This is a genomic window from Kribbella alba, assembly GCF_039529635.1.
GTDB lineage: Bacteria > Actinomycetota > Actinomycetes > Propionibacteriales > Kribbellaceae > Kribbella > Kribbella alba.
In genome coordinates this window covers 373,003-398,477 of record NZ_BAAANE010000003.1, presented here as the reverse complement: position 1 = coordinate 398,477, position 25,475 = coordinate 373,003, and the positions used below count along the sequence as shown (strand labels likewise).

The 25,475-nt window shown below is 67.3% G+C and carries 27 protein-coding genes, 1 tRNA gene and 1 pseudogene; 8 read left to right on the top strand and 21 right to left on the bottom strand.

The window, feature by feature from the left end; all coding sequences use genetic code 11:
• Positions 1–123: 123 nt before the first annotated feature.
• Positions 124–501, bottom strand: a complete 378-nt coding sequence (locus ABD210_RS06220) for a hypothetical protein (RefSeq protein ID WP_344109768.1) — start codon at positions 499–501, stop codon at positions 124–126.
• A gap of 551 nt (positions 502–1,052) precedes the next feature.
• Between ABD210_RS06220 and ABD210_RS06215 the strand changes: the two genes are divergently transcribed.
• Positions 1,053–1,445 carry a hypothetical protein gene (locus ABD210_RS06215; protein ID WP_344109767.1) on the top strand — a complete coding sequence of 131 codons (393 nt, stop codon included), beginning with the start codon at positions 1,053–1,055 and terminating at the stop codon, positions 1,443–1,445.
• 175 nt (positions 1,446–1,620) lie between these two features.
• Here ABD210_RS06215 and ABD210_RS06210 read toward each other — a convergent pair whose 3' ends face one another.
• The 3 genes from ABD210_RS06210 to ABD210_RS06200 form a co-directional block, all read right to left on the bottom strand.
• Positions 1,621–2,952, bottom strand: a complete 1,332-nt coding sequence (locus ABD210_RS06210; protein ID WP_344109765.1) for an ISL3 family transposase — start codon at positions 2,950–2,952, stop codon at positions 1,621–1,623.
• Between the two features lie 94 nt (positions 2,953–3,046).
• Complete coding sequence (locus ABD210_RS06205; protein WP_344109763.1) at positions 3,047–3,652, bottom strand: hypothetical protein; 606 nt, start codon at positions 3,650–3,652, stop codon at positions 3,047–3,049.
• Positions 3,653–3,735: 83 nt separating this feature from the next.
• A complete protein-coding gene (locus ABD210_RS06200; protein WP_344109761.1) occupies positions 3,736–4,218 on the bottom strand; it encodes a Fic family protein in 483 nt (160 codons plus the stop codon).
• A gap of 454 nt (positions 4,219–4,672) precedes the next feature.
• Between ABD210_RS06200 and ABD210_RS06195 the strand changes: the two genes are divergently transcribed.
• Positions 4,673–5,368: a site-specific integrase gene (locus ABD210_RS06195; protein ID WP_344109908.1), complete on the top strand. Its 696-nt coding sequence runs from the start codon at positions 4,673–4,675 to the stop codon at positions 5,366–5,368.
• 59 nt (positions 5,369–5,427) lie between these two features.
• Here the strand turns inward: ABD210_RS06195 and ABD210_RS06190 are convergent.
• From ABD210_RS06190 to ABD210_RS06165, 6 genes are all read right to left on the bottom strand, one after another.
• Positions 5,428–5,500: transfer RNA gene (locus ABD210_RS06190), tRNA-Ala, on the bottom strand.
• Between the two features lie 83 nt (positions 5,501–5,583).
• Entirely contained in the window at positions 5,584–6,231 is a 648-nt protein-coding gene (locus ABD210_RS06185) for a histidine phosphatase family protein (RefSeq protein WP_344109759.1), read from the bottom strand.
• Entirely contained in the window at positions 6,228–6,620 is a 393-nt protein-coding gene (gene rsfS, locus ABD210_RS06180; RefSeq protein WP_344109756.1) for a ribosome silencing factor, read from the bottom strand. The genes ABD210_RS06185 and rsfS overlap by 4 nt, the downstream gene beginning before the upstream one ends.
• A gap of 9 nt (positions 6,621–6,629) precedes the next feature.
• Positions 6,630–7,253 carry a nicotinate-nucleotide adenylyltransferase gene (nadD, locus tag ABD210_RS06175; protein ID WP_425552633.1) on the bottom strand — a complete coding sequence of 208 codons (624 nt, stop codon included), beginning with the start codon at positions 7,251–7,253 and terminating at the stop codon, positions 6,630–6,632.
• Between the two features lie 14 nt (positions 7,254–7,267).
• A complete protein-coding gene (locus ABD210_RS06170; RefSeq protein WP_344109751.1) occupies positions 7,268–7,417 on the bottom strand; it encodes a hypothetical protein in 150 nt (49 codons plus the stop codon).
• A 79-nt stretch (positions 7,418–7,496) separates the two neighbouring features.
• Complete coding sequence (locus ABD210_RS06165; protein WP_344109748.1) at positions 7,497–7,625, bottom strand: hypothetical protein; 129 nt, start codon at positions 7,623–7,625, stop codon at positions 7,497–7,499.
• 140 nt (positions 7,626–7,765) lie between these two features.
• On the opposite strand from ABD210_RS06165, the gene ABD210_RS06160 reads away from it, so the two are divergent.
• Together ABD210_RS06160 and ABD210_RS06155 are read left to right on the top strand one after the other, a co-directional pair.
• Entirely contained in the window at positions 7,766–8,215 is a 450-nt protein-coding gene (locus tag ABD210_RS06160; RefSeq protein WP_344109744.1) for an Lrp/AsnC family transcriptional regulator, read from the top strand.
• Positions 8,216–8,390: 175 nt separating this feature from the next.
• The gene (locus tag ABD210_RS06155) at positions 8,391–9,095 is read left to right on the top strand and encodes a 4'-phosphopantetheinyl transferase family protein (RefSeq protein WP_344109742.1); all 705 of its coding nucleotides are present in this window, start codon (positions 8,391–8,393) and stop codon (positions 9,093–9,095) included.
• Here the strand turns inward: ABD210_RS06155 and ABD210_RS06150 are convergent.
• The 4 genes from ABD210_RS06150 to ABD210_RS06135 form a co-directional block, all read right to left on the bottom strand.
• The gene (locus tag ABD210_RS06150) at positions 9,067–10,329 is read right to left on the bottom strand and encodes a glutamate-5-semialdehyde dehydrogenase (RefSeq protein WP_344109741.1); all 1,263 of its coding nucleotides are present in this window, start codon (positions 10,327–10,329) and stop codon (positions 9,067–9,069) included. The genes ABD210_RS06155 and ABD210_RS06150 overlap by 29 nt on opposite strands.
• Before the next feature lie 43 nt (positions 10,330–10,372).
• A complete protein-coding gene (locus ABD210_RS06145; protein WP_344109739.1) occupies positions 10,373–10,609 on the bottom strand; it encodes an aldehyde dehydrogenase family protein in 237 nt (78 codons plus the stop codon).
• Positions 10,610–10,750: 141 nt separating this feature from the next.
• Positions 10,751–11,431: a response regulator transcription factor gene (locus tag ABD210_RS06140; RefSeq protein WP_344109738.1), complete on the bottom strand. Its 681-nt coding sequence runs from the start codon at positions 11,429–11,431 to the stop codon at positions 10,751–10,753.
• Positions 11,428–13,053 carry a sensor histidine kinase gene (locus ABD210_RS06135; RefSeq protein WP_344109737.1) on the bottom strand — a complete coding sequence of 542 codons (1,626 nt, stop codon included), beginning with the start codon at positions 13,051–13,053 and terminating at the stop codon, positions 11,428–11,430. Before ABD210_RS06135 ends, ABD210_RS06140 begins: the two co-directional genes overlap by 4 nt.
• A 341-nt stretch (positions 13,054–13,394) precedes the next feature.
• On the opposite strand from ABD210_RS06135, the pseudogene ABD210_RS32410 reads away from it, so the two are divergent.
• The 4 genes and pseudogenes from ABD210_RS32410 (at position 13,395) to ABD210_RS06110 (ending at position 16,663) form a co-directional block, all read left to right on the top strand.
• A pseudogene (locus tag ABD210_RS32410) lies at positions 13,395–14,203 on the top strand (Bug family tripartite tricarboxylate transporter substrate binding protein).
• Positions 14,203–14,694: a tripartite tricarboxylate transporter TctB family protein gene (locus ABD210_RS06120; RefSeq protein WP_344109730.1), complete on the top strand. Its 492-nt coding sequence runs from the start codon at positions 14,203–14,205 to the stop codon at positions 14,692–14,694. The pseudogene ABD210_RS32410 and the gene ABD210_RS06120 overlap by 1 nt, the downstream one beginning before the upstream one ends.
• Positions 14,694–16,268 carry a tripartite tricarboxylate transporter permease gene (locus ABD210_RS06115; protein WP_344109728.1) on the top strand — a complete coding sequence of 525 codons (1,575 nt, stop codon included), beginning with the start codon at positions 14,694–14,696 and terminating at the stop codon, positions 16,266–16,268. Before ABD210_RS06120 ends, ABD210_RS06115 begins: the two co-directional genes overlap by 1 nt.
• The gene (locus ABD210_RS06110; protein WP_344109726.1) at positions 16,268–16,663 is read left to right on the top strand and encodes a universal stress protein; all 396 of its coding nucleotides are present in this window, start codon (positions 16,268–16,270) and stop codon (positions 16,661–16,663) included. The genes ABD210_RS06115 and ABD210_RS06110 overlap by 1 nt, the downstream gene beginning before the upstream one ends.
• A 101-nt stretch (positions 16,664–16,764) precedes the next feature.
• Here ABD210_RS06110 and proB read toward each other — a convergent pair whose 3' ends face one another.
• The 7 genes from proB to ABD210_RS06075 form a co-directional block, all read right to left on the bottom strand.
• On the bottom strand, positions 16,765–17,880 hold the full coding sequence (gene proB, locus ABD210_RS06105; RefSeq protein WP_344109724.1) for a glutamate 5-kinase: 1,116 nt from the start codon (positions 17,878–17,880) through the stop codon (positions 16,765–16,767).
• Positions 17,881–17,893: 13 nt separating this feature from the next.
• Positions 17,894–19,531 (bottom strand): GTPase ObgE, encoded by a 1,638-nt coding sequence (gene obgE / locus ABD210_RS06100; protein ID WP_344109722.1) that lies wholly within the window; start codon positions 19,529–19,531, stop codon positions 17,894–17,896.
• A 194-nt stretch (positions 19,532–19,725) separates the two neighbouring features.
• Positions 19,726–19,986 (bottom strand): 50S ribosomal protein L27, encoded by a 261-nt coding sequence (rpmA, locus tag ABD210_RS06095; RefSeq protein ID WP_131349792.1) that lies wholly within the window; start codon positions 19,984–19,986, stop codon positions 19,726–19,728.
• Between the two features lie 6 nt (positions 19,987–19,992).
• The gene (rplU, locus tag ABD210_RS06090) at positions 19,993–20,334 is read right to left on the bottom strand and encodes a 50S ribosomal protein L21 (protein WP_344109906.1); all 342 of its coding nucleotides are present in this window, start codon (positions 20,332–20,334) and stop codon (positions 19,993–19,995) included.
• A 126-nt stretch (positions 20,335–20,460) separates the two neighbouring features.
• Positions 20,461–23,790, bottom strand: coding sequence for an Rne/Rng family ribonuclease (locus ABD210_RS06085; RefSeq protein WP_344109715.1), 3,330 nt, complete (start codon positions 23,788–23,790; stop codon positions 20,461–20,463).
• Between the two features lie 144 nt (positions 23,791–23,934).
• Complete coding sequence (locus tag ABD210_RS06080) at positions 23,935–24,762, bottom strand: TIGR03936 family radical SAM-associated protein (RefSeq protein ID WP_344109713.1); 828 nt, start codon at positions 24,760–24,762, stop codon at positions 23,935–23,937.
• Positions 24,763–24,913: 151 nt separating this feature from the next.
• Positions 24,914–25,408, bottom strand: coding sequence for an anthrone oxygenase family protein (locus ABD210_RS06075; protein ID WP_344109711.1), 495 nt, complete (start codon positions 25,406–25,408; stop codon positions 24,914–24,916).
• Positions 25,409–25,475: the final 67 nt, after the last annotated feature.

Here is a 25,475-nt window from a genome sequence, read left to right as displayed (position 1 = left end):
TTCTGGATCTGCTCGGTTGCGTTGGCGATTCGTTTGCGAACGCCACGATACGTGCATTCACCAGTTCGGCGATCTGGCCTGCGACAGCCCTGCCGTCTGCACGAAAGGTCCAGAGCTGGGCCGTCAGTTCCTGCACGGCCTCGTCAGATCGGTCGACCTCGTTGCCCGAGCGGGGATCATGAACCTGCTCGCCGCGCCACAAACGTCACACTGGTTCAGCGCGACGGCGTGGAGGAGCTCGTTGCGGGCGTCGGTTGCTGCAACGACATCCGCTAACCAAGGTCCGGCGGTCTCTCCGAACAGGGCAGGGTCAGCCTCCAGGACCTTCTGCAACTCCCGAGCTGCCTGCTTTGTGGTCGCGACGAGGTCAACTGATCCTGGCTGATCGGGATATCGGGCGTGCGCGAGGATCGTCAGCATGTCGATCAACAACGCACCGAGCATGGCGTCCGCAAGAGCCAGATGGCCCAGATTTCCAATCCACTGATCATCGGTACTCACCAACTTAGGCTAGCGCCGGCCACGCGGGATGAGGACGCGACCGCCGGGTTATGAGTAGCCCTGACGCCGTCTCAGCACACTCATGTGTACTCGAACCAGCTCTCATACAGCCTGAAACAGTGTCCCACTCGTCTCACACGTCTTGATCGTCGCGATGCGATCCAGCGCGCCCTAGCTCGCAAAGGGCCTGACTTAATGTGGGAGAGCGCGCCGCACTATTGAGACCGGTTGAACCTCAGGCTTTGAACCTCAGGGCTTGCCTCCTGATGGATACGCCTACCCAAAACCAGGCAACAAGTTCTGGAGAGGTAGTCATTCAGGTAACAGTGAACATGTAACAAGCTGAGTGACTACTTCTCCATTGTAAGAGAGAGATTGATTGCGCAGCGAAGCTTGCGCGCGGGCCTACGGCCCCGCACTTAGAGAATAAATAAGGGAGAAGGATTAACAGATGTTCGAACAACTAGAGGAGTATCATCTAACTGGACCAACTGACGCAGACGTTTACTGGTACCTACAGATGCAGTACGAAGACCAGGAGGGGAACAAAGATGTTCGGTGACAAGGGAGAACGAAGGGCAAAGCAGGCAGAGAGGCAGAGGAAGGCTCAGCTATCTCTCTTGAGTCTCAAGGCAACCGGCTTCAGCCTGAAAATCAAGGACGATGAGGTACACGAGTTCATGAAGAAGAATTCCGGGGGTTCCATGAAGGGAGCCAAAGCCTCAGTCCAGACAGAGGGAGAGATTAGAGACAGGTTCACCGCTACTCGCATCCTTGCCCTAGGAGTCTTTGCCCTTGCCTTCAAGAAGAAGACCTCAGACAAGGATGTGTTCCTTGTGATTGAGGGAGACGGGTTTGTCTTGAGTGAGCACGTCAAGAACAAGAAGGAGTCAGATGCACGGCAGTTTGCACGAGACTTCAACGCATACGTTGCCGCCTTGTAGGCAACAAGGTGCCCACCAGCGCACCTACGCGCGACGGCAGGCGCGCTCATTCAGCCAACGCTCAGCGCGCACGACTATCCAGGACCGCCGTGGATTCTCGGCAGCCACCGAGCAGTCCGTACGCATCGTTCGGGATCGCGAAGCGTCGAGGGAACCCACGCCTCAAACGGGCTCTTCACGATCGAGGGTGTAGCAGCGGCCTGAACCCGCCGCTCTCGAGTAGGGATCTGGCGATGTAGTTGGTGAGGTTGCGGAATCCGAGGGCTGAGCCGCGGAGGTGTTCGAGGCGGCCGTTGATCGCCTCGGTCGGCCCGTTGCTGGTGCCGGGACGGTCGAAGTAGGCCAGCACGTCGTCGGCCCGCTTCTTCAGTGTCCGGCCGAGCGTGATGATCTCGCTCAGCGCGGCGGGAACACCCTTGCTGACCGAGTCGATCAGCTGGGTCATCAACTTCTTGCCGCGGGCCCGGTCTGGCTCCCGGTAGGCCGCGATCATCCGCTGGTAGATCCTCCAGCTGGCCTCGACCTCGACGTGCTCGTCGGCCGCGAACAGGGCGTTCAGGCGGTCCTTGTGCTTGTCGGTCAGGAGGTCAGCGCCGGTGTGCAGCGTTCGGCGAGCGGAGTAGAGCGGGTCGCCGTTGCGGCCACGGTGGCCGTGGATGGCTTGTTGGACGCGGCGTCGGCAACGGTCGAGGGCATCACCGGCGAGGCGGACCACGTGGAAGGGATCCATGACCGTGACCGCGTCGGGCAGTTCCTCGGTGGTGGCGGTCTTGAAGCCGGTGAACCCGTCCATCGCCACCACTTCGACGGCGTCGCGCCAGGCATCGGGTCGTTCGGTGAGCCAGGTCTTGAAGGCTTGCTTGGAGCGGCCCTCGACCATGTCGAGCAGCCGGGCTTGGCCGGTGCCGTCGTGGATCCCTGTCAGGTCGATGATCACGGTGACGTACTTGTCGCCACGGCGGGTGTGACGCCACACGTGCTCATCGACGCCGATCACGCGCACGCCGTCGAACCGGGCGGGATCGTCGATGAGGACGCGCTTGCCTTCGGCAAGAACCGCGTCGTTGGCGGTGTTCCACGACACCCCGAGTCCCTCGGCGACCCGGGCGACGGTGAGGTGCTGGACCACGATCCCCTCCAGCGCCCACCGCAGACCGCGCCGGGACAGTTTCGCGCGCGGCTCGGCGGCCCTGGACGTGTCCTGGCGCCACACGTGCCCGCAGCCGGTGCACCGGTAGCGGCGGATCGTGAGGACCAGGGTGGTGGGGCGCCACCCGAGTGGCTCGTGCGCCAGCCGGCGGGTCACGGTGTCCCGCGGGACACCTTCACAGCCACAGCGGCGACACCATCCCGCGGATCCATCGTCGGGATCGACGACCCGACACGCCAGAACCGCACGGCCCGGGTCGAGTCGCTGCCCGGTGACTTCCAGGCCGAGCTCGTCGACACGAACGAATGTGGTCACATCAGGGCAGGTGAAGCCCGTTTCAGGGGTAGCGTCGTGCACGTCGAGGTCTTCCGGATGGGCAGTGTGAGAACTTCCATCCTCGGGAGACCTCGACCCTTATCTGCCGACCGACGCGCCGACCCCCGGTACACCCTCAACTGCGAAGAGCCCTCAAACGGTCCGCCAGCCGAGACGCAGCGTCGGTCACAGTGCACGCGCTCACTCCGGTCTTGTCATCCACGTACACGCGCACGGGCCGATCCGGCTGGATCCACAAGTCGGACAGACCTTCAAGATCAAATCGGGAGGCGCGCCGGTAAGGATCAAGGTTCCACCGCCGATTGGGTAACGCGAACGCGATCGTCGGGACGATGTCGTCCTTTGCAAATCGGTTGCGAGACGCGGTCGATGGGTGCCTGTGGTAGAGCATAATTTCCTGGCCAAGGTCGTCGGCGATCACCGCACTACGGACGTTGAACTGATAACCCTCCCGCAGTTGATCGAATACATCCTGAGAAAGCTCATCCAGCATGGTCAGGTGGAGGCCGGAAAGCTTCAACTCGGAGCGAAGCCGATCCATGAAGTCGCGCAGGCAATTGCGATACCATTCGAAGTAGTTGTCACCGCGACGCGCGACCAACTGGTCGAACATTTTCTTGAAGGTCTTCGGTCGCTGAAGCTCGGTCACATAGCGCTCGATCGTCTCCAGAAATAGCCCCGCAAGTGGCATGATGTCGCCGCCCTCATCACTGTGCGCCAAGGCTGCAATGTACTGGCTCCTCTGGGACCGTGCTTTCACGATTGCAGGCGGCAGACCATCCTGACCGAGCATCACATTTGCAATCAGCCGGGCCAGCGACCATTCCCGCCCTGGAATGGGTGAACATGTGTGAACCAAGCGTGCCCAATCGCTGCACGCAAGACTGCGAAGTCATCATCGACCGTCTGCTGACTCCAGTCGGCGAGCTCCGACATCGCAAAGGCGATCTCGTACGTCGGAAACGGCACGTGATCCGCACCCGAAATACGAGCATCGAAGCTTCGATACTGACCCGCGAACCACGAGCCGGACATTACGACCGAATGCAATGAGCGAACATCGGAGTGCGACAGGCCACGCATTCCACCGCCGATGTAGCGCAAGGCGAGCACACGAGCGGTTTCAAGCCCGATCGCCGCGAATGCACGTTCGTCACGCCGAAGAACTTCAGGCAGGAGGTGAACGTTTAGATCCCGCAGAACCTTCTGTCCTGTGTCGGACTCGATCGCCTCCACAGTCCCAGCCAAATCAGGTCCCTCAAATTCGATGCTGTTGCTCTCGAACACGGACGAGTAGCCGTGAGCACGATCCATCTCCCGGACAAGCCCAATCCTCCGCGCCTGCTCGATCGCAGCACGGAGGTTGTATCGGGCCGCACGGAGCCGCGCCCGCAACTCCTCCAAGGATCCAGCCGCTCGCTTGGCAGCGAGTACGGCGTGGCGTCAAGGATCGACAGGTCACTCACGAACTCTCGCCCTCTTCGGTTCCATGAGCGCCCGAATGCAGGTCGGGCAGCTCGAACTGACCGAGTACCCACTCCCACCGAAAGCTCTCCGCGAGCATGTCGCCGGTGCCGGAGCTCACCGGGTTCAGAGACGGTGCCGAGCCTGTCGACGTCGGGTGGATCGACCACAAGAACCCCGGCGTACCGGAGTACGGCTAGCGAGGCGAGCCAGGCTGATTCTGCGTCGGTCGATCGTGCGGGCACAGGCGAGGGAGAAGGTGCACCGCAACGTGGTGATGCTGTGCGAGATCCCGACTGGCAATGGCGGGCGCCCGTCGAAATCGCTCTCGGTGCAGCGGGCCCAAGCGCTTCTGAGAGCCGCCGAATCCTCAACGATGCACGCCTACATCGTCGTGTCGCTGCTGACAGGCGCCCGAACCGAAGAAGTGCGAGCCTTGACCTGGACGAACCTAGACCTTGTCGGGAAGTCGAAGGCACATCCTGTCGTACCACCATCGATCCAGGTTTGGCGCTCGGTCCGGTCTCACGGCGACACGAAGACATGTAAGTCCCGGCGAACGCTGGAGCTGGCCGTGCGTTGCGTGGAAGCGCTGGAGGAGCACAGGGAGCGCCAGGAGGTACGGCGGCAGGCAGTAGGACGCCGCTGGCAGAACCTCAGCCTGGTCTTCACCTCCGAGATCGGCACACAGCTCGATGCCGCCAACGTGCGCCGTGCGTTTCGGAAGGTTGTCAAGGCGGCCGGACTCGACCCAACGATGTGGACGCCTCGCGAACTGCGGCACAGCTTCGTCTCGCTGCTGTCGAGCAAGGGTGTTCCGATCGAGGACATCTCGCGGTTGGTCGGGCAAGCCAGCACGAACGTGACGGAGAAGGTCTACCGACACGAGCTGCGACCGGTGCTCACGGAAGGCGCTACGAAGATGGACGAGATCTTCCCTGGCCAAGGCGGCAAGGCGAACGCGAAGCCGTAGCCTCCCGGGTCAAATATCAGAGGCCCTTTCCCGACCGGGAAAGGGCCTCTGACCTGCGGTGGAGCTTAGGGGATTCGAACCCCTGACCTCTTCCATGCCATGGAAGCGCGCTACCAACTGCGCCAAAGCCCCTTGCTGTCTTGCGACTGCGAAAGTCTAACCGACACCCTGCCCGAAGGAAAAATCGGGGTCAGGGGTGCCGGATCACGACTGGATCACCGTTGCGGGTCGTCGCTCATTACTGGTTCTGGGAGGGAGCCGGCGTTCCATTCTTCGATGCGCCAGCGGCCGTGGCGGCTGGGGAGGAGGGAGACCCAGTTGCAGTTCGACAAGCCTCCGAAGGCGGGCCAGTGGTCCTTGGGGATGCCTAGGAACAGGCAGATGCCGACGCGCGCGGCCAGGCCGTGGGTGGCTACGACGACCGTGTCCGACGGCTCGGCGTGCTCGACTGCGCGCTCCAGGGCTGGGGCGAAGCGCTCGGCGACTTCCTCGACGGTTTCGCCGGCGGTACCGCGGCGCTGGGGTTCGCCGGAGCGGATGCGGGCGGCTGCTTCCGGGTGGATCGCGGCCAGCTCTTCCATGGTCATGCCGGCCCAGTCGTCGACGTTGATCTCGCGCAACGCCTCGTCGTACTCGACCTTGAGGCCGGTCAGGGCTGCCAGTTCACCGGCGGTGGCCGCGGCGCGCTGGAGGTCGCTGGAAAAGAGCCTGGTCGGGGCGAGGGAGGCGAGGCGTGCGGCAGCGGCCCGGGCCTGGGAGATACCGACGGAGTCCAGCGGGATGTCCGCTTGGCCCTGGATCTTGTCCTGCAGGTTCCACTCGGTCCGGCCGTGCCGCCAGACGATCAGCCGTCCCGCGCTCATTCGGCCGAAGCGGAAGGAGCGCCCGGCACCGGCGACGGCAGCGGGATGATCGGGCAGTCGCGCCAGAGCCGTTCGAGGGAGTAGAAGTTGCGCTCCTCGTCGTGCTGCACGTGGATGACCACCTCGAGGTAGTCGAGCAGCACCCAGCGGCCCTCGCGCGCGCCTTCCCGGCGTACCGGCTTGGCGTCGAAGTCGACCCGCAGCTTCTCCTCGATCGCGTCCACGATCGCGCGCACCTGGCGGTCGTTGGACGCGGAGGCGACCAGGAAGGCATCGGTGATGGCGAGCTGCTCGGAGACATCGAACGCGAGAACGTTCTCGGCCTTCTTGTCGTGGGCCGCCTCGGCTGCCGCGGTGAGCAGCTCGACGACGCGTTCGGTGGCAGGCATGTGTTCCTTCTAGTGGTTGGTGTAGAGCTGGCGCTTGGCTATGTACTGGACGATCCCGTCGGGGACGAGATACCAGGTCGGGTTGCCCTTCGCGACCCGCTGGCGGCACTCGGTCGACGAGATGGCCAGCGCCGGTACTTCGAGGAGGGTGATCCGGTCCATCGGGAGCTTGTCGAGCGGTAGCTCGAGCGACTCGGTCCCCGGCCGGGTACACCCGACGAACTGGGCCAGCTTGAACATCTCGTCCACGTCGCGCCAGGTGAGGATCTGGGCCAGCGCGTCGGCACCGGTGATGAAGAACAGTTCCGCGTCGGGATACAGCCCGGCCAGGTCCCGCAGGGTGTCGATCGTGTACGTCGGGCCGGGGCGGTCGATGTCGACCCGGCTGACGGAGAACCGGGGGTTCGAGGCGGTGGCGATCACCGTCATCAGGTACCGGTCCTCGGCGGGCGAGACCTCGCGGTCCAGCTTCTGCCACGGTTGACCCGTCGGGACGAAGATCACCTCGTCCAGATCGAAGTACGACTGTACTTCGCTGGCTGCCACCAGGTGGCCGTGGTGGATCGGGTCGAACGTGCCACCCATCACGCCCAGCCTGCGGCCGGGTCGCACCCGCTCGGGGGAATCCACCATCTTGTTCAGCCGCCTCAGCTGTGCGGCCGGCCCTTGCCCATGATCACGGTGATGGCGAGCAGCAGAATCAGCACGAACAAGGCGAACCCGCCGAACCACCAGGGCGAGATGACTGACGCCTCAGCGGCGGCTGCTCCGAGCTGCGGCAGAAGTTGGGAAACCATGGGGCAGAGCCTATCTCTTGCCGCCCTGCACAAGCGCGACCGGTGGCCTGAGGCCGGCCGGTCGCGCGGGAGGGGTGGGTCAGCTGTGGCGGATGTAGCGGGTCAGCAGCCGGCGCCAGGCGGACGGCAAGGCGTGCGCACGCTGGTGCATGGCAGCGACACGGTGCAGCTCGTCGATGTGGGCACGGGCAACTTCGGGGGTGATCATGATTCCTTCGCAAGGTTGAGGCGGATGTCGGAACGGGCGGCCCGACACAGGAAATTGTACGATAGAGAAGGTCTCTACACAAACGAATTAAAGGCAGACCCAGCGATCTGCCTACGAATCTGCGGCAACGGAGGAGCTCCATGGACGCGATCGATCGGCAGCTGATCGAGGCGCTGCGGGCGAACGGACGGTCCAGCTGGGCGGAGCTCGGCCGGGTGGTGGGCCTGTCCGGGCCGAGTGTCCAGGAGCGGGTGAAGCGCCTGGAGGACCGCGGCGTACTGCTCGGCTACCGGGCCGTGGTCGCGCCGGAACAGGTCGGGCTCGGGACGAGCGCGCTGATCGGGTTGTTCCAGCGCGACGACGTGGAGACGGACGACATCGTCGAAGGCGTCCGGGAGATCGCGGCCGTCGAGGACTGCTGGTTCGTCGCCGGCGACCAGGAGCTGGTGGTGAAGGTCCGGGTCGCGGACGTGACCGAGCTCGAGGAGGTCGTCGGCAACCTGCGCCGCGTGAACGGCGTGGTCAGGACCCGGACGACCGTGATCCTGTCGACCCGCTGGGAAGCGCGCCCCGCTCCCATCTCGGAATGAGCCGGCTAGCGACGTGCCCGGGTGAGCCGACGGCGCGATCCCCTCGCGACGTCGATCAGCGGGGTAGGCTCAATTCCTCTCGAGGCCGGATCAAACGTGATGGAATCCCGATGAAGGTCAATCAACCCAGCGCCGAGGCGATCACCTGGGCCGTCGAGACTGCCGAGGCTGGCCGGTGAACGTCGAGGTCTGGTGGGCGCGGGTCAGCGACGCGCGACCCGAGTTGGCCGACGAGCTTGATGGCGCCGAGCACGGCCGTCTCGTCGCCTATGCCCGCGACGAGGACAAGGCCCGCTTCCTCCTTGGTTGCGCCGTCGCGCGCCGAGTCCTCGGCGTACATCTCCTGCTGCCGCCCGACCAGGTGAAGCTCGATCGGACCTGTCCCGACTGCGGCCGCCCGCACGGAAAGGTTCGCACCGAGGGGATGCAGCTGTCCGTATCGCACTCGGGCGATCTTGTGGCCGTGGCCTTCCACCCCAGTACGCCGGTCGGCCTCGACGTCGAGGTGATCGACCCGAAGATCGACGCGGACTCCCTCGCCACGGTGAGCCTGGCCGAGGTGGAGACGAAGGAGCTCGCGAGGTACGAACCAGCCGCCCGGGCGCGCGCGTTCACGGCGTACTGGACTCGCAAGGAAGCGGTCGTGAAGGCGACGGGCCACGGGATGCGGGCGGATCTGCGCAAGGTCATCGTCAGCGCGCCCGACCAGCCGGCCGAGGTGCAGGAGTGGCACGGGTACGACGGGCCGGTCCAACTGGTCGACCTCGAGGCCGGGTCGGACTACGCGGCCGCGCTGGCGGTCCTGGCGGCCGGGGATCTGACCGTGCACTCGATCGACGCGGCCCCGCTGCTCAGTTCCGGATCTGCCCATCGCCGATGACGATGTACTTCGTCGACGTCATCTCCGGCAGTCCCATCGGCCCGCGTGCATGCAGCTTCTGGGTGGAGATCCCGATCTCGGCGCCGAACCCGAACTCGCCACCGTCGGTGAACCGCGTGCTCGCGTTCACCACCACCGCGGCCGAGTCCACCGCCTGGACGAACTGCCGGGCGGCCGCCTGCGACCGGGTGATGATCGCGTCCGTGTGACTCGAGCTGTACCGGCGGATGTGCTCCACCGCGGCCTCGAGCGACGGCACCACAGCGGCCGAGAGATCCAGCGAGGAGTACTCCTTGCCGTAGTCCTCCTCGGTCGCCGGCACAACGTCAGCAGCCGACTCAATGTCCTTGCCCGCAGCAACAACCTCGGCATCGCCGTGCACAGTGACGCCAGCGTCCACCAAAGCGGGCAAAGCCTTCGCCAGGAACTCGGACGCGACCTCGGCGTGCACCAGCAGCGACTCGGCGGCGTTGCAGACACTCGGCCGCTGGGTCTTGGCGTTGAGCAGAATGGTGAGCGCGAGATCCAGATCGGCAGCGGAATCGACATAGACGTGGCAGTTGCCGACGCCCGTCTCGATCACCGGCACGGTGGATTCCGACACCACTGTCTGGATGAGCCCGGCCCCACCACGCGGGATCAGTACGTCGACCAGGCCGCGTGCCTGCATCAATTCCTTGACGGCGGCGCGGTCCCCCGGCACGCCCTGGATCACGTCGGCCGGCAGACCGGTCGCCGCCGCGGCGGCGCGGAGTACCTCGACGATCGCGGCGTTCGACTCGGCCGCCGAGGACGAACCGCGCAGGAGCACCGCGTTGCCGGACTTCAGGCAGATGCCCGCCGCGTCGGCTGTCACGTTCGGGCGGGCTTCGTAGATGATGCCGACCACGCCGAACGGCACGCGCACCTGGCGGAGCTCCAGGCCGTTGGGCAGCGTGTACCCGCGGACGACCTCGCCGACCGGGTCCACCAGGCCGGCGAGCTGCTCGAGCCCGGCGGCCATCGCGTCCACCCGGGCCGGATCGAGAGCCAGCCGGTCCACGGTCGACTCCGGCGTACCGGCTTCTCGCGCGGCGGCGACGTCCTTCGCGTTCGCCGTGACGATCTGCTCGGTGTTGTCGCGCAGCGCCGCGGCCATGGCGTGCAGCGCGGCGTCCTTGGTCGCGCGGGAGGCCGCGGACAACGCGTACGAGGCTTCCCGGGCCCGACGGCACAACTCGATGATCTCGCTCACGCCTTCATCGTAGGGCGATCCCCCGCTCCCGTGCCCAGGAGTCTCAGCCTCGCACGCAGTAGGTCCTCGCATTGGTGAACTCACAGGTTCCGGCAGCGGCCAGTTCACGCCGGTAACCGCTGCGCGTCGTACCACCGAAAGGCACCCGCGGATCGGACGCCACGACCGCGTTCACGAACGCCGCTCCCGAAGTGATCCGCCGCGCCACCTCCACGCCGCGCGTCACCGGGCCTTCACCAACCAGTCGCAGCAGCGCCGAACTACGGCTCTGCACGAACACGAAGCCATCCTCGAGGCACTCATGGCCGGGGATGCCGTCAAGGCCCGTGAGCTGGCCGAATCCCACGTGCCGGGAGCCCGCGACACAGCCCTCGCAGCAATCGGCGAACGCCTGCCCTGACGGGTGACGACAAAGCCAGCGTCAGCGGGTGAGGAGGCGGTAGCGGCGTTCGGGACGGCCGGCTACGCCGTAACGGGGGCGCATCTCGGCGCGGCCGACCGTGACGAGGTGTTCGAGGTAGCGGCGGGTGCTGCTGCGGGACAAGCCTGTCACCTCGGCGCAGTCGCCGGCGGATAGCCCGTCCGCCGGAGCTTCACCCAGGGCACGCAGTACGAGGTCTGTTGTCTCCGGACTGATGCCCTTCGGCGCCGCCGCGATCCGTCCGCTCTGGGTGCGGAAGACACGGTCGACCTCCTTCTGGTCGACCTCGGTGAGGCGGTGCAACTCGGCCCGGTGGGTGGCGTAGTCCTCCAGCCGGGCGCGGAGCGACTCGATCTCGAACGGCTTGACCAGGTACTGGAAGACGCCGCCGCGCAGCGCGGTACGCAAGGTGTCGAGGTCGCGGGCCGCGCTGATGACGATCACGTCGACCGGGTAGTCCGCCGACGACTCACGAAAGCGGCGCAACACCTCGAGACCGCTCATGTCCGGCAGGTAGATGTCCAGCAGGACGAGATCCGGCCGCAGCGTCCGGACGGCTGCCAGTGCTTCCGTCCCGGTACGCGCGGCTCCGACGACCTCGAACCCCGGCTGCTGCGAGACCACACTCGAGTGCAGCCGCGCCACCATGAAGTCGTCGTCCACGACGAGCACCTGGATCATGGGTGCGCCGCCGCGGTGAGCACCGGCAGGGTCGCCACGAACACCGCACCCGCATCGTTGTGGACCGCCACGTCACCGCCGCGCTTCCGGCAGATCACCCGTACCAGGGCCAGCCCGATCCCGTGGTCGTCATCGCCCGGCTCGGTCACCTTCGTGCTGTAGCCGTGTGTGAAGACCCGATGCTGCATCGCGCTGTCCACTCCGGGTCCCGAGTCACGAACCTGGATCCGTACTGCGCCCGCGCGTTCGAGTACCTCGACTGCGACGAACGGATCCGGGGCGCCGGCGGCTGCATCGAGCGCGTTGTCGACCAGGTTACCCAGCACCGTCGACACATCGGTCGCCAGTCGCTCGTCGAGTCGCGGAAGCCAGGTTGCCGGCTCGACCACGAAGCTGACTCCGCGCTCGGCAGCCTGGCTGGATTTCGCGATCAGCAAGGCGGCAACGGCCGGGTCGGCCACCCGAGCGGTGACTCCCGCCGTGAGCTCGGTCTGGTCCGCAGCGATCCGCTGGATGTAGCGGCGGACGTCGTCGTACTCCCCCAGCTCGATCAGGCCGCTGACGATATGCATCCGGTTGCTGAACTCGTGGGCCTGCGCGCGAAGGGTGTCGGTGGTGTTGCGAGTCAGGTCGAGCTCGCGCTGCAGCTCGAGCAACTCGGTCCGATCGCGGAAGGTCGCGACCCAGCCGATGTGGCGGCCATGGCTGCGGACGGGCATCCGGTTCAGCGTGAGCACCCGACCGTGCAGCGGCAGGATCCGGTCGGTGGCTGCGTCCGGGCCGTCGAAGATCTCCAGCAGCCGGCCGGTGTCGTCGACTGCCGACAACGCACGACCCGCCGAGGCCAGGGGGATGCCCAGCAGGTGGGCCGCCTCGTCGTTGACCATGGTGATCCGTCGCTCCAGATCGACCGCGAGCACACCCTCCTTGATGCCGTGCAGCAACGCCTCCCGCTGCTCGACCAGACCGGTGATCTCCCGCGGCTCCAGCCCCAGCGTCTGGCGTTTCACGGTCCTTGCCAGCAGCAACGACCCGAGCACGCCGAGCAGGCTGGCGATGCCGAGATAGGTGAGCAGGTTCGGCCTCGCGTCCGCGAGGTTGGCCATCAGGGACGGGTACTGGCGTCCGACCGCGACCACGCCGTCGGTCTCCCGGGTGTTCACGTTGATGATCGGCGCCATCGCCAGCGCCGCGCCGGTGACCTCGTCCTGCCCCATCCAGGCGCGGCCGAGGAACGCGTCGGTCTCCTGGACCCGCAGCACGGAGTTCTGGGGTAGCGGGTCGGTGGACGCGATGATGCGCCGATCCTGGACCGCGACGACCACATAGGTCGAACCGGAGAAGGTGCGGCCGGACTCGACCACGGACTGTGCCTGCCCGATATAGGCACGGCCACCGTTCGCGGCCGCTGCCTCCCGAACGCCCGCGGTGACGGCCAGCCGTTCGGCGATGGCTAGCGCCCGTCTGGTCTCGGTGTCCCGGAACCGTGCGTTCGACTGGGCCAGCGACACTGCGGCCACGCCGACCAACACGATGAGCACAATGAGCAGTTGCATGGCGAGCATCCGGCCGGCGAGCGTCCACCGACGCCGCCCTCGGAGTGCTCGCCACCTCGCTGTCACGGCTTGATTGTGCTTGGCACGGCCGGATCGCGCCAACCTTTCGGTGAGCACAATGAACACAACTGAGTTTGCGTTCGTAACGGTGACACCCTTGGGGCGGCCACGGCACGCTGGCGGCGACCGCACCACCGAAGAAGGAGTCCGCCGTGAAAGCACGGACCTGGTTCACCAGCATCACCGCAGTACTGGCTGTCGCCGTGGCGGCGACCGGCTGCGGCGTCAGCGCCGATGACAACGCTTCCGGCGGATCAAGTTCCGGCCCGGTCAAGGGTCTGCGCATCCTCGTCCCCAACTCCCCCGGCAGCGGCTACGACACGACCGCCCGAGCCGCGGCGAAGGCGATGCAGGACGCCAAGCTGACCGACACGGTCGAGGTGTTCAACACCGCCGGCGCCGGTGGCACGGTCGGCCTGCAGCGGCTGGTGAACGAGAAGGGCAAAGAAGACATCCTGATGCAGATGGGTCTCGGCGTCGTCGGGGCCGTCTTCACGAACAAGTCGAAGGCCACCCTGCAGGACACGGTGCCGATCGCGAAGATGGTCGAGGAGGCCGAGGCGATCGTCGTACCGAAGGGCTCGCCGTACACGACCCTCGACCAACTCGTCGCGGCCTGGAAGGCGAACCGGGCAAGGTGCCGGTCGGCGGCGCCTCGAACGCCGGCGGTCCTGACCACCTGACGCCGATGCTGCTGGCGAAGGCGGTCGGCGTGCAGCCGAAGGACGTCAACTACGTCCCGTACGACGGCGGCGGCGAACTGCTGACCGCGATCCTCGGCAAGAAGGTGTCCTTCGCCGCCACCGGCATCGGCGAGGTCGCGGAGCAGGCCAAGGCGGGTGACGTGAAGATCCTCGCGGTCACCAGCGAGCAGCCGGTCGCCGGGATCGACGCACCGACGCTGAAGAGCATGAACGTCGACCTGGTGTTCACCAACTGGCGTGGCATCGTGGCGCCTCCCGAACTGTCGGCCGAGAAGCAGCAGCAGTTCACCGACCTGCTCACCAAGATGCACGACTCCGAGCAGTGGAAGAAGACGCTGGCCGACCAGGGCTGGACGGACGCCTTCCAGACCGGTGACCAGTTCAAGACCTTCCTCACGTCGGAGAACGACCGGGTCGCCGGCGTTCTGCGGGAACTCGGCCTCGTCGCCTGATGAAGGTCGTGAAGCAGGGCCGCTCCGAACTCGGAGTGGCCCTCCTGCTCCTACTGCTCGGTGCCTGGGCGATCACCGATGCCCTGCGGCTCCCGGAGCTTCAGACCCGGGGGCCGGTCGGGCCGAAGACGGTCCCGGTCGCGGTCGGAATTCTGCTCGTCGTCACCGCGGTCCTGCTTGCCGTCAACATCCTGCGGGGTGGCCGAGGCGAGCAGGAAGCCGGTGAGGACGTCGACCTCGAGCACGGCAGCGACTGGAAGACCCTCGGTCTGCTGGTGATCGCCTTCGTCGCGAACATCCTGCTGATCGAGCGGCTCGGCTGGCCCGTCTCGGGAGCGGTGCTCTTCTTCGGCACCACGTTCGCGCTGGGCGGCCGGCACCTGATCCGCAACGCGATCATCTCGGTCGCCCTGTCGGTCGGCACCTGGTACCTGTTCAACCTCGGCCTGGGCATCGCGCTGCCGGTCGGCATCCTCAAGGGAATCCTCTGATGGACGGGCTCTCCGAACTGCTCAACGGCTTCGCCACGGCCGCGCATCCCACGAACCTGCTCTACGCCTTCCTGGGAGTCCTGCTCGGCACCGCTATCGGCGTACTGCCCGGCATCGGTCCGGCGATGACGATCGCGCTGTTGCTGCCGCTGACGTACACGCTGGGCCCGACGCAGGCCTTCATCATGTTCGCGGGCATCTACTACGGCGGCATGTACGGCGGTTCGACCACGTCGATCCTGCTGAACACTCCAGGCGAGAGCGCCTCGGTGGTGACAGCGATCGAAGGCAACAAGATGGCCCGAAAAGGCCGAGCGGCCGCCGCCCTGGCCACCGCGGCCATCGGGTCGTTCATCGCCGGCACGATCGGCACGCTCGGCCTGGCGTTGCTGGCGCCCGCGATCGTCAAGCTGGCCGTGAAGATGGGCTCGCCGGACTACTTCGCCGTGATGGTGCTGGCCTTCATCGCCGTCACCACGGTGCTCGGCTCGTCGAAGGTCCGCGGCCTCGCCGCGCTCGCGATCGGTCTGCTGATCGGCCTGATCGGGATCGACCCGACCTCCGGCCAGCAGCGGCTCACCCTCGGTCTGCCAGAACTTGCCGACGGCATCGATGTGGTCGTGGTCGCCGTCGGGCTGTTCGCGGTCGGCGAGGCTCTGTGGATCGCCGCGCACCTGCGTCGTACACCGGCCCAGATCATCACCGTCGGCGCGGCCCGGATGACCCGGGAGGACTGGCGTCGATCGTGGAAGCCCTGGCTTCGCGGTACTGCGATCGGCTTCCCCTTCGGCGCGATCCCCGCCGGCGGCGCCGAGATCCCGACCTTCCTCTCGTACGTCGCGGAGAAGCGGCTGAGCAAGCACCCCGAGGAGTTCGGCAAGGGTGCCATCGAGGGCGTCGCCGGTCCCGAGGCGACGAACAACGCGTCGGCCGCGGGGGGTCTGGTTCCCTTGCTGACCCTGGGGATCCCGACGACCGCGACCGCAGCGGTGATGCTCGGCGCCTTCCAGGGCTACGGCATCCAGCCGGGTCCGCGGCTGCTGCAGACGCAACCCGAGCTGGTCTGGGGACTCGTGGCCAGCCTGTTCATCGGGAACGCGATCCTGCTCGCCCTGAACCTGCCGCTAGCACCGATGTGGGCCAAGCTGCTGCGGATCCCCCGGCCCTACCTCTACGCCGGCATCCTCTTCTTCGCGAGCATCGGCGCTTATGCGGCCAACACGTCGACCTTCGACCTGTGGTTGCTGCTGCTCCTCGGTGCCCTCGGGTTCGGGATGCGCCGCTTCGGGCTGCCCGTCGTACCGGCGATCATCGGCATCATCCTCGGGCCTACAGCGGAGGAGCAACTGCGCCGGGCGCTGCAGATCAGCGACGGCCACGTCAGCGGCCTGGTCAACACCTGGTTCTCGAAGATCGTGTACGTCGTGATCCTGCTGGTGCTGGTGGTTCCCCCACTGGTGAAGGCGCTCCGGGACCGCCGCGGGCCGCGAGGACCGCAGCAGCTGCCGCAGGATTCCGAGGTATCCCAGCACTCTGAGGTACCCCAGCACTCTGAGCAGGCGGGAGATCGATAGTGGCGATCGTCGTCGGGTATGTACCGACCGCGGAGGGGCATGCCGCCCTGGACAGCGCGATCGAGGAGGCGCAGCGGCGCGGGCAGCGGCTGGTCGTGGTGAACTCCAGCCGCGGTGAGTCGCTTGTCGATCCGCGGTTCGCCAGCGACGCCGAGTGGGAATCGGTGGACCAGCGCTTGGCCGACTCCGGGGTGGAGCACGAGCTCACCCAGCTCGTCGAGAGCCGGGACGCGGCCGAACAGATCCTCAAGCTGGCCAACGAGTTGAACGCCGAACTGATCGTGATAGGCCTGCGCCGCCGGACCCCGGTCGGCAAGCTGATCATGGGCAGCCAGGCCCAAACCATCCTGCTCCAGGCCGAATGCCCCGTTCTCGCAGTAAAAGACCGCCGCTGAGGTCCCCCCACAAACGCAGCGTCCGAAGAACCGTAGGGCGTAGCCCACGGTCCTTCGGACGCAGGCGGCAGGCGGCAGGCGGCAGGCGGTTTGCGGCTTCGTCAGCGGAGGACGACGAGGTCGTCTCGGTGGACGACCTCGCGTTCGTAGGCCGCTCCGAGTTCGCGGGCCAGGTCCCGGGTGGAGCGGCCGAGGAGCTCGGGCAGTTCGCTGGCGTCGTAGTTCACCAGACCGCGCGCGACCACCACGCCTTCCGGCGACACCAGATCCACCGGATCCCCTGCGGAGAAAGTGCCTTCGACTCCGCTGATCCCCGCGGGCAGCAGCGACGTACGACGTTCAGTGACTGCTCGTACTGCGCCTTCGTCCAACTGGAGGCGACCTTGGCCCGAGGTGGCGTGCTCCAGCCAGAGCAAGCGGGTCTTGCGACGACGACCGGTCGGGTGGAAGAGCGTGCCGACGGCGTCACCTCGGAGGGCCTCGCCGACGTGTCCCGCCGACGTCAGAATCACCGGAATCCCTGCCTCTGTGGCGATTGCGGCCGCCTCCACCTTCGTCTGCATCCCGCCAGTGCCTACGCCGGACGAACCAGTGCGGCCGATCTTCAGGCGTTCCAGGTCTGCCGGTCCATAGACGTCGGACAGCATCGTGGTGCCAGGCTTGCGCGGATCCCCGTCGTACAGGCCGTCCACGTCGGACAGCAGGAGCAGCAGGTCGGTGTGGACGAGGTGGCTCGTCAACGCGGCCAGTCGATCGTTGTCGCCGAAGCGGATCTCGGTGGTCGCTACCGTGTCGTTCTCGTTCACGATCGGGACGACGCCGAGCTCCAGCAACCGTGCGAAAGTCCTGTAGGCGTTGCGATAGTGGCTGCGCCGGGTCACGTCGTCGACGGTCAGCAACACCTGGCCCACGCGCAGTCCGTGGGCGGCGAAGGCGTCGCTGTACCGAGCCATCAGCAGGCCCTGGCCGACTGAAGCGGCCGCTTGCTGCGTGGCGAGGTCGCGCGGACGCGAGCGGAGGCCCATGGGCGCGAGGCCGGCGGCGATCGCACCGGACGAGACCAGCACGACCTCGGTGCCTTCGACCCGGCGGGCGGCGATCGCGTCGACGAGCAGGCGGAGGCGTTCGAGGTCGATCCGGCCGCGCTGCGTCAGCGACGACGAACCGACCTTGACCACGATCCGCGAAGCCTTGACGACCTCCGCGCGCTGCTTCATGGGATCCGCCGCATCATGCGTCCTGATTGCTGCTTTCTTCCGCGGAGCTTTCGTCGGTCTCGAGGCTGTCGTCGTTGCCCAGCTCCCGGGCCGCGGCAAGCTCGCGAGCCTCCTTGCGAGCCAGCTTCTCGGCCGCCTTCTGGGCCGCCTTGGTCTCGGCCGGGGACAGGTCGACCTCGTCTTCGATCCAGCCCTTGCCGTACTCCGAGAGGTCGGCCGGGCGGTCCATCTCGCCGGACCGGAACGCGTGGTACTCCTCGTCCTTGTCCCGGCGACGCTGGACGGCCGGGCGCGGCTCCTCCAGCCGGTGATCCTCACCGCGGCGGGCCAGGATCTCGGCGCCGGCCTGGACCTCGGGCGCGAAGTCGAAGACGACCGCGTTCGGGCCGTCGCCGATCATCACGGCATCGCCCTCGACGGCACCGAGCTGCAACAGCTCGCGCTCGACGCCGAGCCGGTTCAGCCTGTCCGCCAGGTACCCGGTCGCCTCGGCATTGCCGAAGTCGGTCTGCCGGACCCAGCGCTCGGGCTTCTCGCCCTGGACAAGCCAGGCACCGTCGGGCGTCTTCTTGACCTTGAACTCGGGTCCACCCGTCACCTGCGGGCGGATGATGATCCGGGTCGTGTCCGGCTTCGCGGCCTCTTCCCGGCGCTTCGTGACGATCTCCGCCATCGCGAACTTCAGCCCGTCCAGGCCCTCGTGGCTCGCGGTCGAGATCGAGAAGACCTTCAGGCCGCGCTGCTCGAGCTCAGCCGTCACCATCTCGGCGATCTCCTTGGCATCCGGCACGTCGACCTTGTTCAGGGCGACCAGCCGCGGCCGGTCCTCCAGGCCGCCATGAGCGGCGAGCTCGGCCTCTATGGTGTCGAGATCACTCAGCGGATCGCGCCCGGGCTCGTACGTCGCAGTGTCGATCACGTGCACCAGAGCCGCACACCGCTCCACGTGCCGCAGGAAGTCGTGTCCGAGCCCGCGTCCCTCGCTCGCACCCTCGATCAGGCCCGGTACGTCGGCCACGGTGAAGGTGGTGTCACCGGCCACGACGACGCCGAGGTTCGGGATCAGCGTGGTGAACGGGTAGTCGGCGATCTTCGGCCGGGCGCGGCTGATCGAGGCGACCAGCGACGACTTGCCCGCGCTCGGGAATCCGACCAGCCCGATGTCGGCGACCACCTTGAGCTCGAGGACGATCGTGCGTTCCTCGCCGTCCTCACCGAGCAGGGCGAATCCGGGGGCCTTGCGGCTGGAGCTGGCCAGCGCGGCGTTGCCGAGACCACCCTTGCCGCCCTGGGCCGCGACGAACTCCGCGCCCGGGCCGACGAGATCCGCCAGCACCTCGCCTTCCGGCGTACTGATGACTGTGCCGTCCGGGACCGGCAGGATGACGTCGCCGCCCTTGCTGCCGGCCTGGTGGTCACCCTTGCCCTGGGCACCGCTGGTGGCGGCGCGGTGGGCGGAGCGGTGGTAGTCGACGAGCGTGGTCAGGTCGGTGTCGACGCGCACGATCACGCTGCCGCCGTCACCGCCGTTGCCCCCATCGGGGCCGCCGAGCGGCTTGAACTTCTCCCGGTGCACCGAGGCGCAGCCGTTTCCGCCGTTGCCACCGGTGACGTGCACCGTGACACGGTCGACAAAGCTGGGGATCGCCATCGGTTTCTGCTTCCTGCTGGGTGAATGCTGGTTGTTGCCGCCGGCATTTGCTGCCGGATGGTGCTGTCGGCGCCCCGGCGACAGGCCGTCGCCGAAAAGGTGCCCTCCTACATAGCCGAAGGGCGGGTCGCGCTATTCCGCGACCCGCCCTTTCGACAACTACTGCAAAGGCTCTGATACTCCGGGTGGCGGTGTTACTCCGCCGGGGCCGGAACGATGTTGACGACCCGGCGCCCGCGACGGGTGCCGAACTCGACCTTGCCCTCGGCCAGCGCGAACAGCGTGTCGTCGCCGCCACGGCCGACCAGGTTGCCCGGGTGGAAGTGGGTGCCACGCTGGCGAACGATGATCTCGCCGGCGTTGACCAGCTGGCCACCGAACCGCTTCACGCCGAGGCGCTGCGCGTTGGAGTCGCGACCGTTACGGGTGGACGCCGCGCCCTTCTTGTGTGCCATATCTGATCAGCTCCCCTTCTTCTCAGAAGACGACAGTTTCTTCGAGTCGATCGCGGTGACCTTGACCTGGGTGTAGTGCTGACGGTGCCCCTGGCGCTTGCGGTAACCGGTCTTGTTCTTGTACTTGAGGATGTTGATCTTCGGGCCCTTGGTGCGGCCGAGGACCTCAGCTGACACGGCCACCTTGGCCAAAGCGGCGGCATCGGTCGTCACGGTGTCGCCATCGACGACGAGGACTGCGGGCAGCGAAACCGTGTCGCCGACCTGGTCCGTCAAGCTGTCGATCTCGATGACATCGCCGACGGCGACCTTCTGCTGGGTGCCGCCACTGCGCACGATCGCGTACACCGTGGATCTCACTCTCTGTTTGTTCGGAAGTCTTACCGGGCCTGCACAGACCTACTGCGGCCCACACAAAGGAGGCACGCGAGACGCGCGCCGAATGACAAGAATACGGCGCGCGTCACGAGTGGGTCAAACCGGGGTCGACGCCAGCTTCGAGGCGTCGGCCGACTGGTCGGCCCCGCTGTTGCCTGCGTCACTGTCCTTGTTGCTCCCCGCGCGGTTCCGGCTGCTCCGCCGACGGCGGGTGCTCCCGTTCCGCGCCGAGCCGTTCTGCTCAGCCTTGTCGTGCCCAGCGCTGTCGTGCTCAGCGCTGTCGTGCTCAGCGCCGCCCTGCTCCCCCTGCTCAGCCCTGGGACTGCCGCTCTGCTCGGCGTCGGCAGGCTCGCCCTGATGGCTACCCTGCGTGGCGTCGGACTGATTGGCGTTGGGCTGCTCAGCGTGGCGCTGTTCCGACTGGTGCTGGGCGCCGTGCGCGTCACCAGCGTCGGCCGACTCGGCTGCCTTGGTTTCAGTGGTGGCTTCAACGGTGGTCAGCGCGGAGGCTGCGGCGATCTGGGCCAGCTTCTGGGCTGCGTCGTTGTTCTGGGTCTCGGTCGACTCAGACTGCTCGTCGCCACCCTCGCCACGACCGCGACCCCTGCCACGCCCCCGGTTGCGGGAGCTCTTCTTGGCGCCATCACCGTCGCCCGAGCCGCCGTTCCCGGCGTCGTTGCCCGAAGCCGCCTGCCGGGAACCATCGTTGCTGCCGTTCCCGGAGCCGGAGTTGCCGGAGCCGCCGCGGTTGCGGCCGTCGTCCGACCTGCGCCGGGACTCCTTCGGCTCGTCGTGCAGGATGATGCCGCGCCCACCGCAGTGGTCGCAGTTCTCGCTGAACGCCTCGAGCAGCCCGGTACCGATCCGCTTCCGGGTCATCTGGACCAGGCCCAGCGAGGTGACCTCGGCGACCTGGTGCTTGGTCCGGTCCCGGCCCAGGCACTCCACCAGCCGGCGCAGTACGAGGTCGCGGTTGAGCTCCAGCACCATGTCGATGAAGTCGATCACGATGATGCCGCCGATGTCGCGCAGCCGCAGCTGCCGGACGATCTCCTCGGCCGCTTCCAGGTTGTTCTTGGTGACCGTCTCCTCGAGGTTGCCCCCGGAGCCGGTGAACTTGCCGGTGTTGACGTCGACGACTGTCATCGCCTCGGTCCGGTCGATGATCAGCGAACCGCCAGAGGGCAGCCAGACCTTGCGGTCCAGCGCCTTCTTGATCTGCTCGTCGATCCGGAAGTTGGCGAAGACGTCGGTCTGCTGGGTCCACTTCTCGACGCGGTCGGCCAGGTGCGGAGCGACGTACGAGACGTAGTCCTTGACCTGGTCGTAGGCGTCGTCGCCGGAGATGACGAGCTTGGTGAAGTCCTCGGTGAACAGGTCGCGGACCACGCGGATCAGCAGATCCGGCTCGCCGTGCAGCAACTGCGGCGCCTGGCCGGACTTCGACTTCTTCTCGATGTCCTCCCAGTACGACTGCAGCCGGCTGACGTCGCGGGTCAGCTCCTCCTCGGTCGCCCCTTCGGCCGCGGTGCGCACGATCACGCCCGCCTCGTCCGGGACGATGTCCTTGAGGATGACCTTCAGGCGGTTCCGCTCGGTGTCGGGCAGCTTGCGGCTGATGCCGCCGTTGCCCCCGCGAGGCACGTACACGACGTACCGGCCGGGCAGGCTGATCTGGTTGGTCAGCCGGGCGCCCTTGTGACCGATCGGGTCCTTGGTCACCTGGACCAGGACCGCCTGACCGGACTTGAGCACCGACTCGATCTTGCGCGGGCCGTTGCCGGCGCCGAGCGTGTTCCAGTCGACCTCACCGGCGTACAGCACGGCGTTGCGGCCCTTGCCGATGTCGATGAACGCGGCCTCCATGCTGGGCAGCACGTTCTGCACCCGGCCGAGGTACACATTGCCGATCAGCGAGACCTGCTCCTCCTGGGCGACGTAGTGCTCGACCAGGACGTTGTCCTCGGAGACGGCGATCTGGGTCAGGTCGCCGCGGGCGCGGATCACCATGGTCCGCTCGACCGACTCGCGGCGGGCCAGGAACTCGGCCTCGGTCACGATCGGTGCGCGGCGGCGACCGGCGGCGCGGCCCTCGCGGCGGCGCTGCTTCTTCGCCTCCAGCCGGGTCGAACCCTCGACCGCGGTGATCTCGTTCGCGGTGTTCTTGCTGCGCGGCTCACGCACCCGTACGACGATCTCGTCCGGGTCGTCCGGAGCCGAGGCAGCGTCCTCGCCCTTGCGGCGACGACGCCTGCGCCGGCGGCGGGACGAGGCGCCGGAGCCCTCGGCCTCGTCGTCGGAGTCGGGCTCGCCGGCCTGATCTTGCTCGTCGGTGTCGTCGTTGTCCGACTGGTCGGAACTCTCGTCGTCCGCGTCGTCGTCGTGCTCGTCGGCGCTGTCGTCGGAGCCGTCGGCGTCACCGGCCTTGCGGCGGCGACGGCCACCGCGGCGGCGGCGACGGCGCCGGGTCCCCTCGCCCTCCTCACCGTCGGCCTCATCGGTCTCGGCGTCGCTGTCCGTGGCCTCCTCCGGCTGGACCTGCTTGGCCTCCTCGAGGACCGGCTCGGCACGCTCGACCGCGACCTCCTCGGCGTCCCGGCCGCGACGGCTCCGGCGACGGCGGCTCGTGGTCGGCTGCTCTTCCTCGACCGCGACCTCGGCGGCAGGCGCTTCTTCCGGCGTGGCCTCGACCGGGCTGGTGGCAGCGGCCTGGGCCGGCACGTCGACCGGCGCCTGGAACAGCACCGCCGCTGCGGCAGGCGCCCGGCGACGCGTACGACGCTGGCTCCCATCCGCGGGTGCTGCCTCAGCCTGGCCGGCGGGAGCCTGAGCGGAGTCGGCCCGCGCCTGGCCCGCCTCGGTGTTCGCGGCGTTCGCGTCGTTCGCGTCTGCTTCGTCCTCGGCGACGTCAGCCGAGGCGACCGGGCCATCGGTGACGGCGGTGTCCGGAGTCACCAGATCCGGCTGCGGCGCGGCCGCGGCGTTCTTGGACGTGCGCTTGCGGGTGGTCTTCCTGGCCGTCCGCGCGGCCGGGGCAGCCTCGTTGGCGGCGGAGGCCTCAGCAGCAGGCGCAGCGACTGCGGGCTCGTCAGCCTCGGGCAGAGTGTCCTGCGGCGCGGCGGCGGCCTTCTTCGCCGGGCGCTTGGCCGCGGTCTTCTTCACAGTCCGCTTGGCGGCTGCCTTCTTGACCGGTGCGGGCGCCGGATCGGCGGCCTCCGCATCGGACTGGGTGCTGACGGCAGCCTCGACCGGCGCGACGGCGGCGGTGTCGGGAGCGGTGTCAGCGGGGGCGGCCTTCGCGGCGGCGGCCTTCTTGGCCGGGCGCTTGCGGGTCGTCTTCTTGGCAGCCGCCTTCTTGGCGGGCTGCTCGGTGGCGGTGACAGCCGTTTCGGCTGTCTCGGTGGTAGTCGGCTCGTTTTCGAGCATGCAGTGCGGGTCTCCTCAGGCCTTCCGGCGCATCCTGCGACCCCTGTCACGGGTCCGGCGCTGCCAGAAAGCGGTCTCGGTCTCGCCGTTCCCGACCTGTGGCCGGTCCGGCGGAAGCCTTCTGGATCCGCTCCCCCGCGCTCGTCAGGGCACAGATGGAGCGGCGGCGTCGCCCTCCGCTACATGCGTCTGGTGGTCGACCGCCTGGCCGGTCGCGGTCGCCTGGGTGGCGTCGCGGTCACGAGCGAGCGGATCGTCCACAGTGCCGGTTGCCGCGATGAGCGGGCCCTGGGCGAGCCTGGTCAGAAGAGCCGGGCCCGTCACCGGAAGCGTCGCTACTTCGAGCACGCCGGCGAGAACGTCGTCGGGTCTCACGGCCGGGGTTCCGTGCCGTAACACCACTTGCAGTATCGCACACGTCTCAACCGGCGCCGGTTCACTGCCGACAGCGAGTCGGAGAACGGCGTTCCGACAGTCGAACGAGCGAAGTCCCCGTTTGGTCATGCGTTCGACCAGAATCTCGTCCTGGGCGAGGAAGGCCTGGACCGCCTGCTCCGCCTCGGCCGGATCCACGCCCGGCAACGCGATCAGCCACTCGCTCGCCTCGAGCTGGTCCGCCAAAGACCCTGCCGAGGCAACAACCACCTCGACGATGTCCAGCCCCGGCGGCAGGGCCTCGTCCAGGTCAGCCTTGACCTTCTCAGGATCCCGCTCCTGTGTGAGCGAGATCTCCAGATACTCGGCCTCCGAGGCGGCCCCGGTCGGCGCGGCCCCGGCGTACGAGATCTTCGGGTGCGGGCTGAAGCCGTGCGAGAAGGCCACCGGCAGGTTGGCGCGCCGTACGGCCCGCTCGAACGCGCGCTGGAAGTCGCGGTGCGAGGTGAACCGCAGCCGTCCCCGCTTGGCGAAGCGGATCCGCAGCTTCTGTACCGCGGGAAGCTGCTGGGACGGAGGTGCCTGAACTGGTGCCACGTCCGCCATTCTGGCAGTTCTCCCCGTCCCGCTCACCATCCCGCCTCGCCACCAGCGGCAGTCCGACTGCGTCGGGGCTGATTCCCCTTGCCCGCAAGGCTGTTGCGGATGCGCTCTTGCTGGCGGTCCGGCCTCAGCGTGCGGTCAAGGGCTAGGCGCTGGACTTGCCGGTCAGCACGAGCGCGTAGGCCAGCAGGCCGAAGGCGAGGATGCTCAGCACCACCCGGATCAGGTTGAACGCGCGCCAGCGGCTCTCGTCGAAGGCGGCGCGGACGGCCGCCACGTCGATCGTCTTCGGATCGCCCGCAGCCTTGAGCGCGTCATTCAGCGGCACGTTCACGGCGATCGTGATGATCATGGTGATCAGGTAGAGCGCGAACGCGACCGCGATCCACGGCAGCGCGTCCTCCCTCAACTGCAACAGCGCAGCGAGCAGGGTGAAGAACAGCGCGCCGACGAATCCGAGGCCCAGGAACACCGGGTTGATGATCGCCCGGTCGATCGCCTGGAACGCGCTGACGAACGTCTTGTCGTCGGTCTTGGCGAGACCGGGCATGAAGGCGTTCGCATAGATCGCGTACACCCCGGCCACCAGTCCCGTGGTCATCGTGGCCGCGATCAGCGAAGCCACCCGCAATCCGTTCATCTCATCCCTTCGAAACGCTCTCGAGCCACGACTGGGCTTCGTACGGCATCATGAGGGCTCGGGGAAC

What these genes read in the sequence shown, in the direction of transcription:
- ABD210_RS06215 (WP_344109767.1), top strand. Translation starts at nt 1,053, where the DNA reads ATGTTCGGTGACAAGGGAGAACGAAGGGCAAAGCAGGCAGAGAGGCAG.
- ABD210_RS06195 (WP_344109908.1), top strand. Translation starts at nt 4,673, where the DNA reads ATGCTGTGCGAGATCCCGACTGGCAATGGCGGGCGCCCGTCGAAATCG.
- ABD210_RS06185 (WP_344109759.1), bottom strand. Translation starts at nt 6,231, where the DNA reads ATGAGCGCGGGACGGCTGATCGTCTGGCGGCACGGCCGGACCGAGTGG.
- rsfS (WP_344109756.1), bottom strand. Translation starts at nt 6,620, where the DNA reads ATGCCTGCCACCGAACGCGTCGTCGAGCTGCTCACCGCGGCAGCCGAG.
- nadD (WP_425552633.1), bottom strand. Translation starts at nt 7,253, where the DNA reads ATGGTGGATTCCCCCGAGCGGGTGCGACCCGGCCGCAGGCTGGGCGTG.
- ABD210_RS06170 (WP_344109751.1), bottom strand. Translation starts at nt 7,417, where the DNA reads ATGGTTTCCCAACTTCTGCCGCAGCTCGGAGCAGCCGCCGCTGAGGCG.
- ABD210_RS06165 (WP_344109748.1), bottom strand. Translation starts at nt 7,625, where the DNA reads ATGATCACCCCCGAAGTTGCCCGTGCCCACATCGACGAGCTGCACCGT.
- ABD210_RS06160 (WP_344109744.1), top strand. Translation starts at nt 7,766, where the DNA reads ATGGACGCGATCGATCGGCAGCTGATCGAGGCGCTGCGGGCGAACGGA.
- ABD210_RS06140 (WP_344109738.1), bottom strand. Translation starts at nt 11,431, where the DNA reads ATGATCCAGGTGCTCGTCGTGGACGACGACTTCATGGTGGCGCGGCTG.
- ABD210_RS06120 (WP_344109730.1), top strand. Translation starts at nt 14,203, where the DNA reads ATGAAGGTCGTGAAGCAGGGCCGCTCCGAACTCGGAGTGGCCCTCCTG.
- ABD210_RS06115 (WP_344109728.1), top strand. Translation starts at nt 14,694, where the DNA reads ATGGACGGGCTCTCCGAACTGCTCAACGGCTTCGCCACGGCCGCGCAT.
- proB (WP_344109724.1), bottom strand. Translation starts at nt 17,880, where the DNA reads ATGAAGCAGCGCGCGGAGGTCGTCAAGGCTTCGCGGATCGTGGTCAAG.
- obgE (WP_344109722.1), bottom strand. Translation starts at nt 19,531, where the DNA reads ATGGCGATCCCCAGCTTTGTCGACCGTGTCACGGTGCACGTCACCGGT.
- rpmA (WP_131349792.1), bottom strand. Translation starts at nt 19,986, where the DNA reads ATGGCACACAAGAAGGGCGCGGCGTCCACCCGTAACGGTCGCGACTCC.
- ABD210_RS06085 (WP_344109715.1), bottom strand. Translation starts at nt 23,790, where the DNA reads ATGCTCGAAAACGAGCCGACTACCACCGAGACAGCCGAAACGGCTGTC.
- ABD210_RS06075 (WP_344109711.1), bottom strand. Translation starts at nt 25,408, where the DNA reads ATGAACGGATTGCGGGTGGCTTCGCTGATCGCGGCCACGATGACCACG.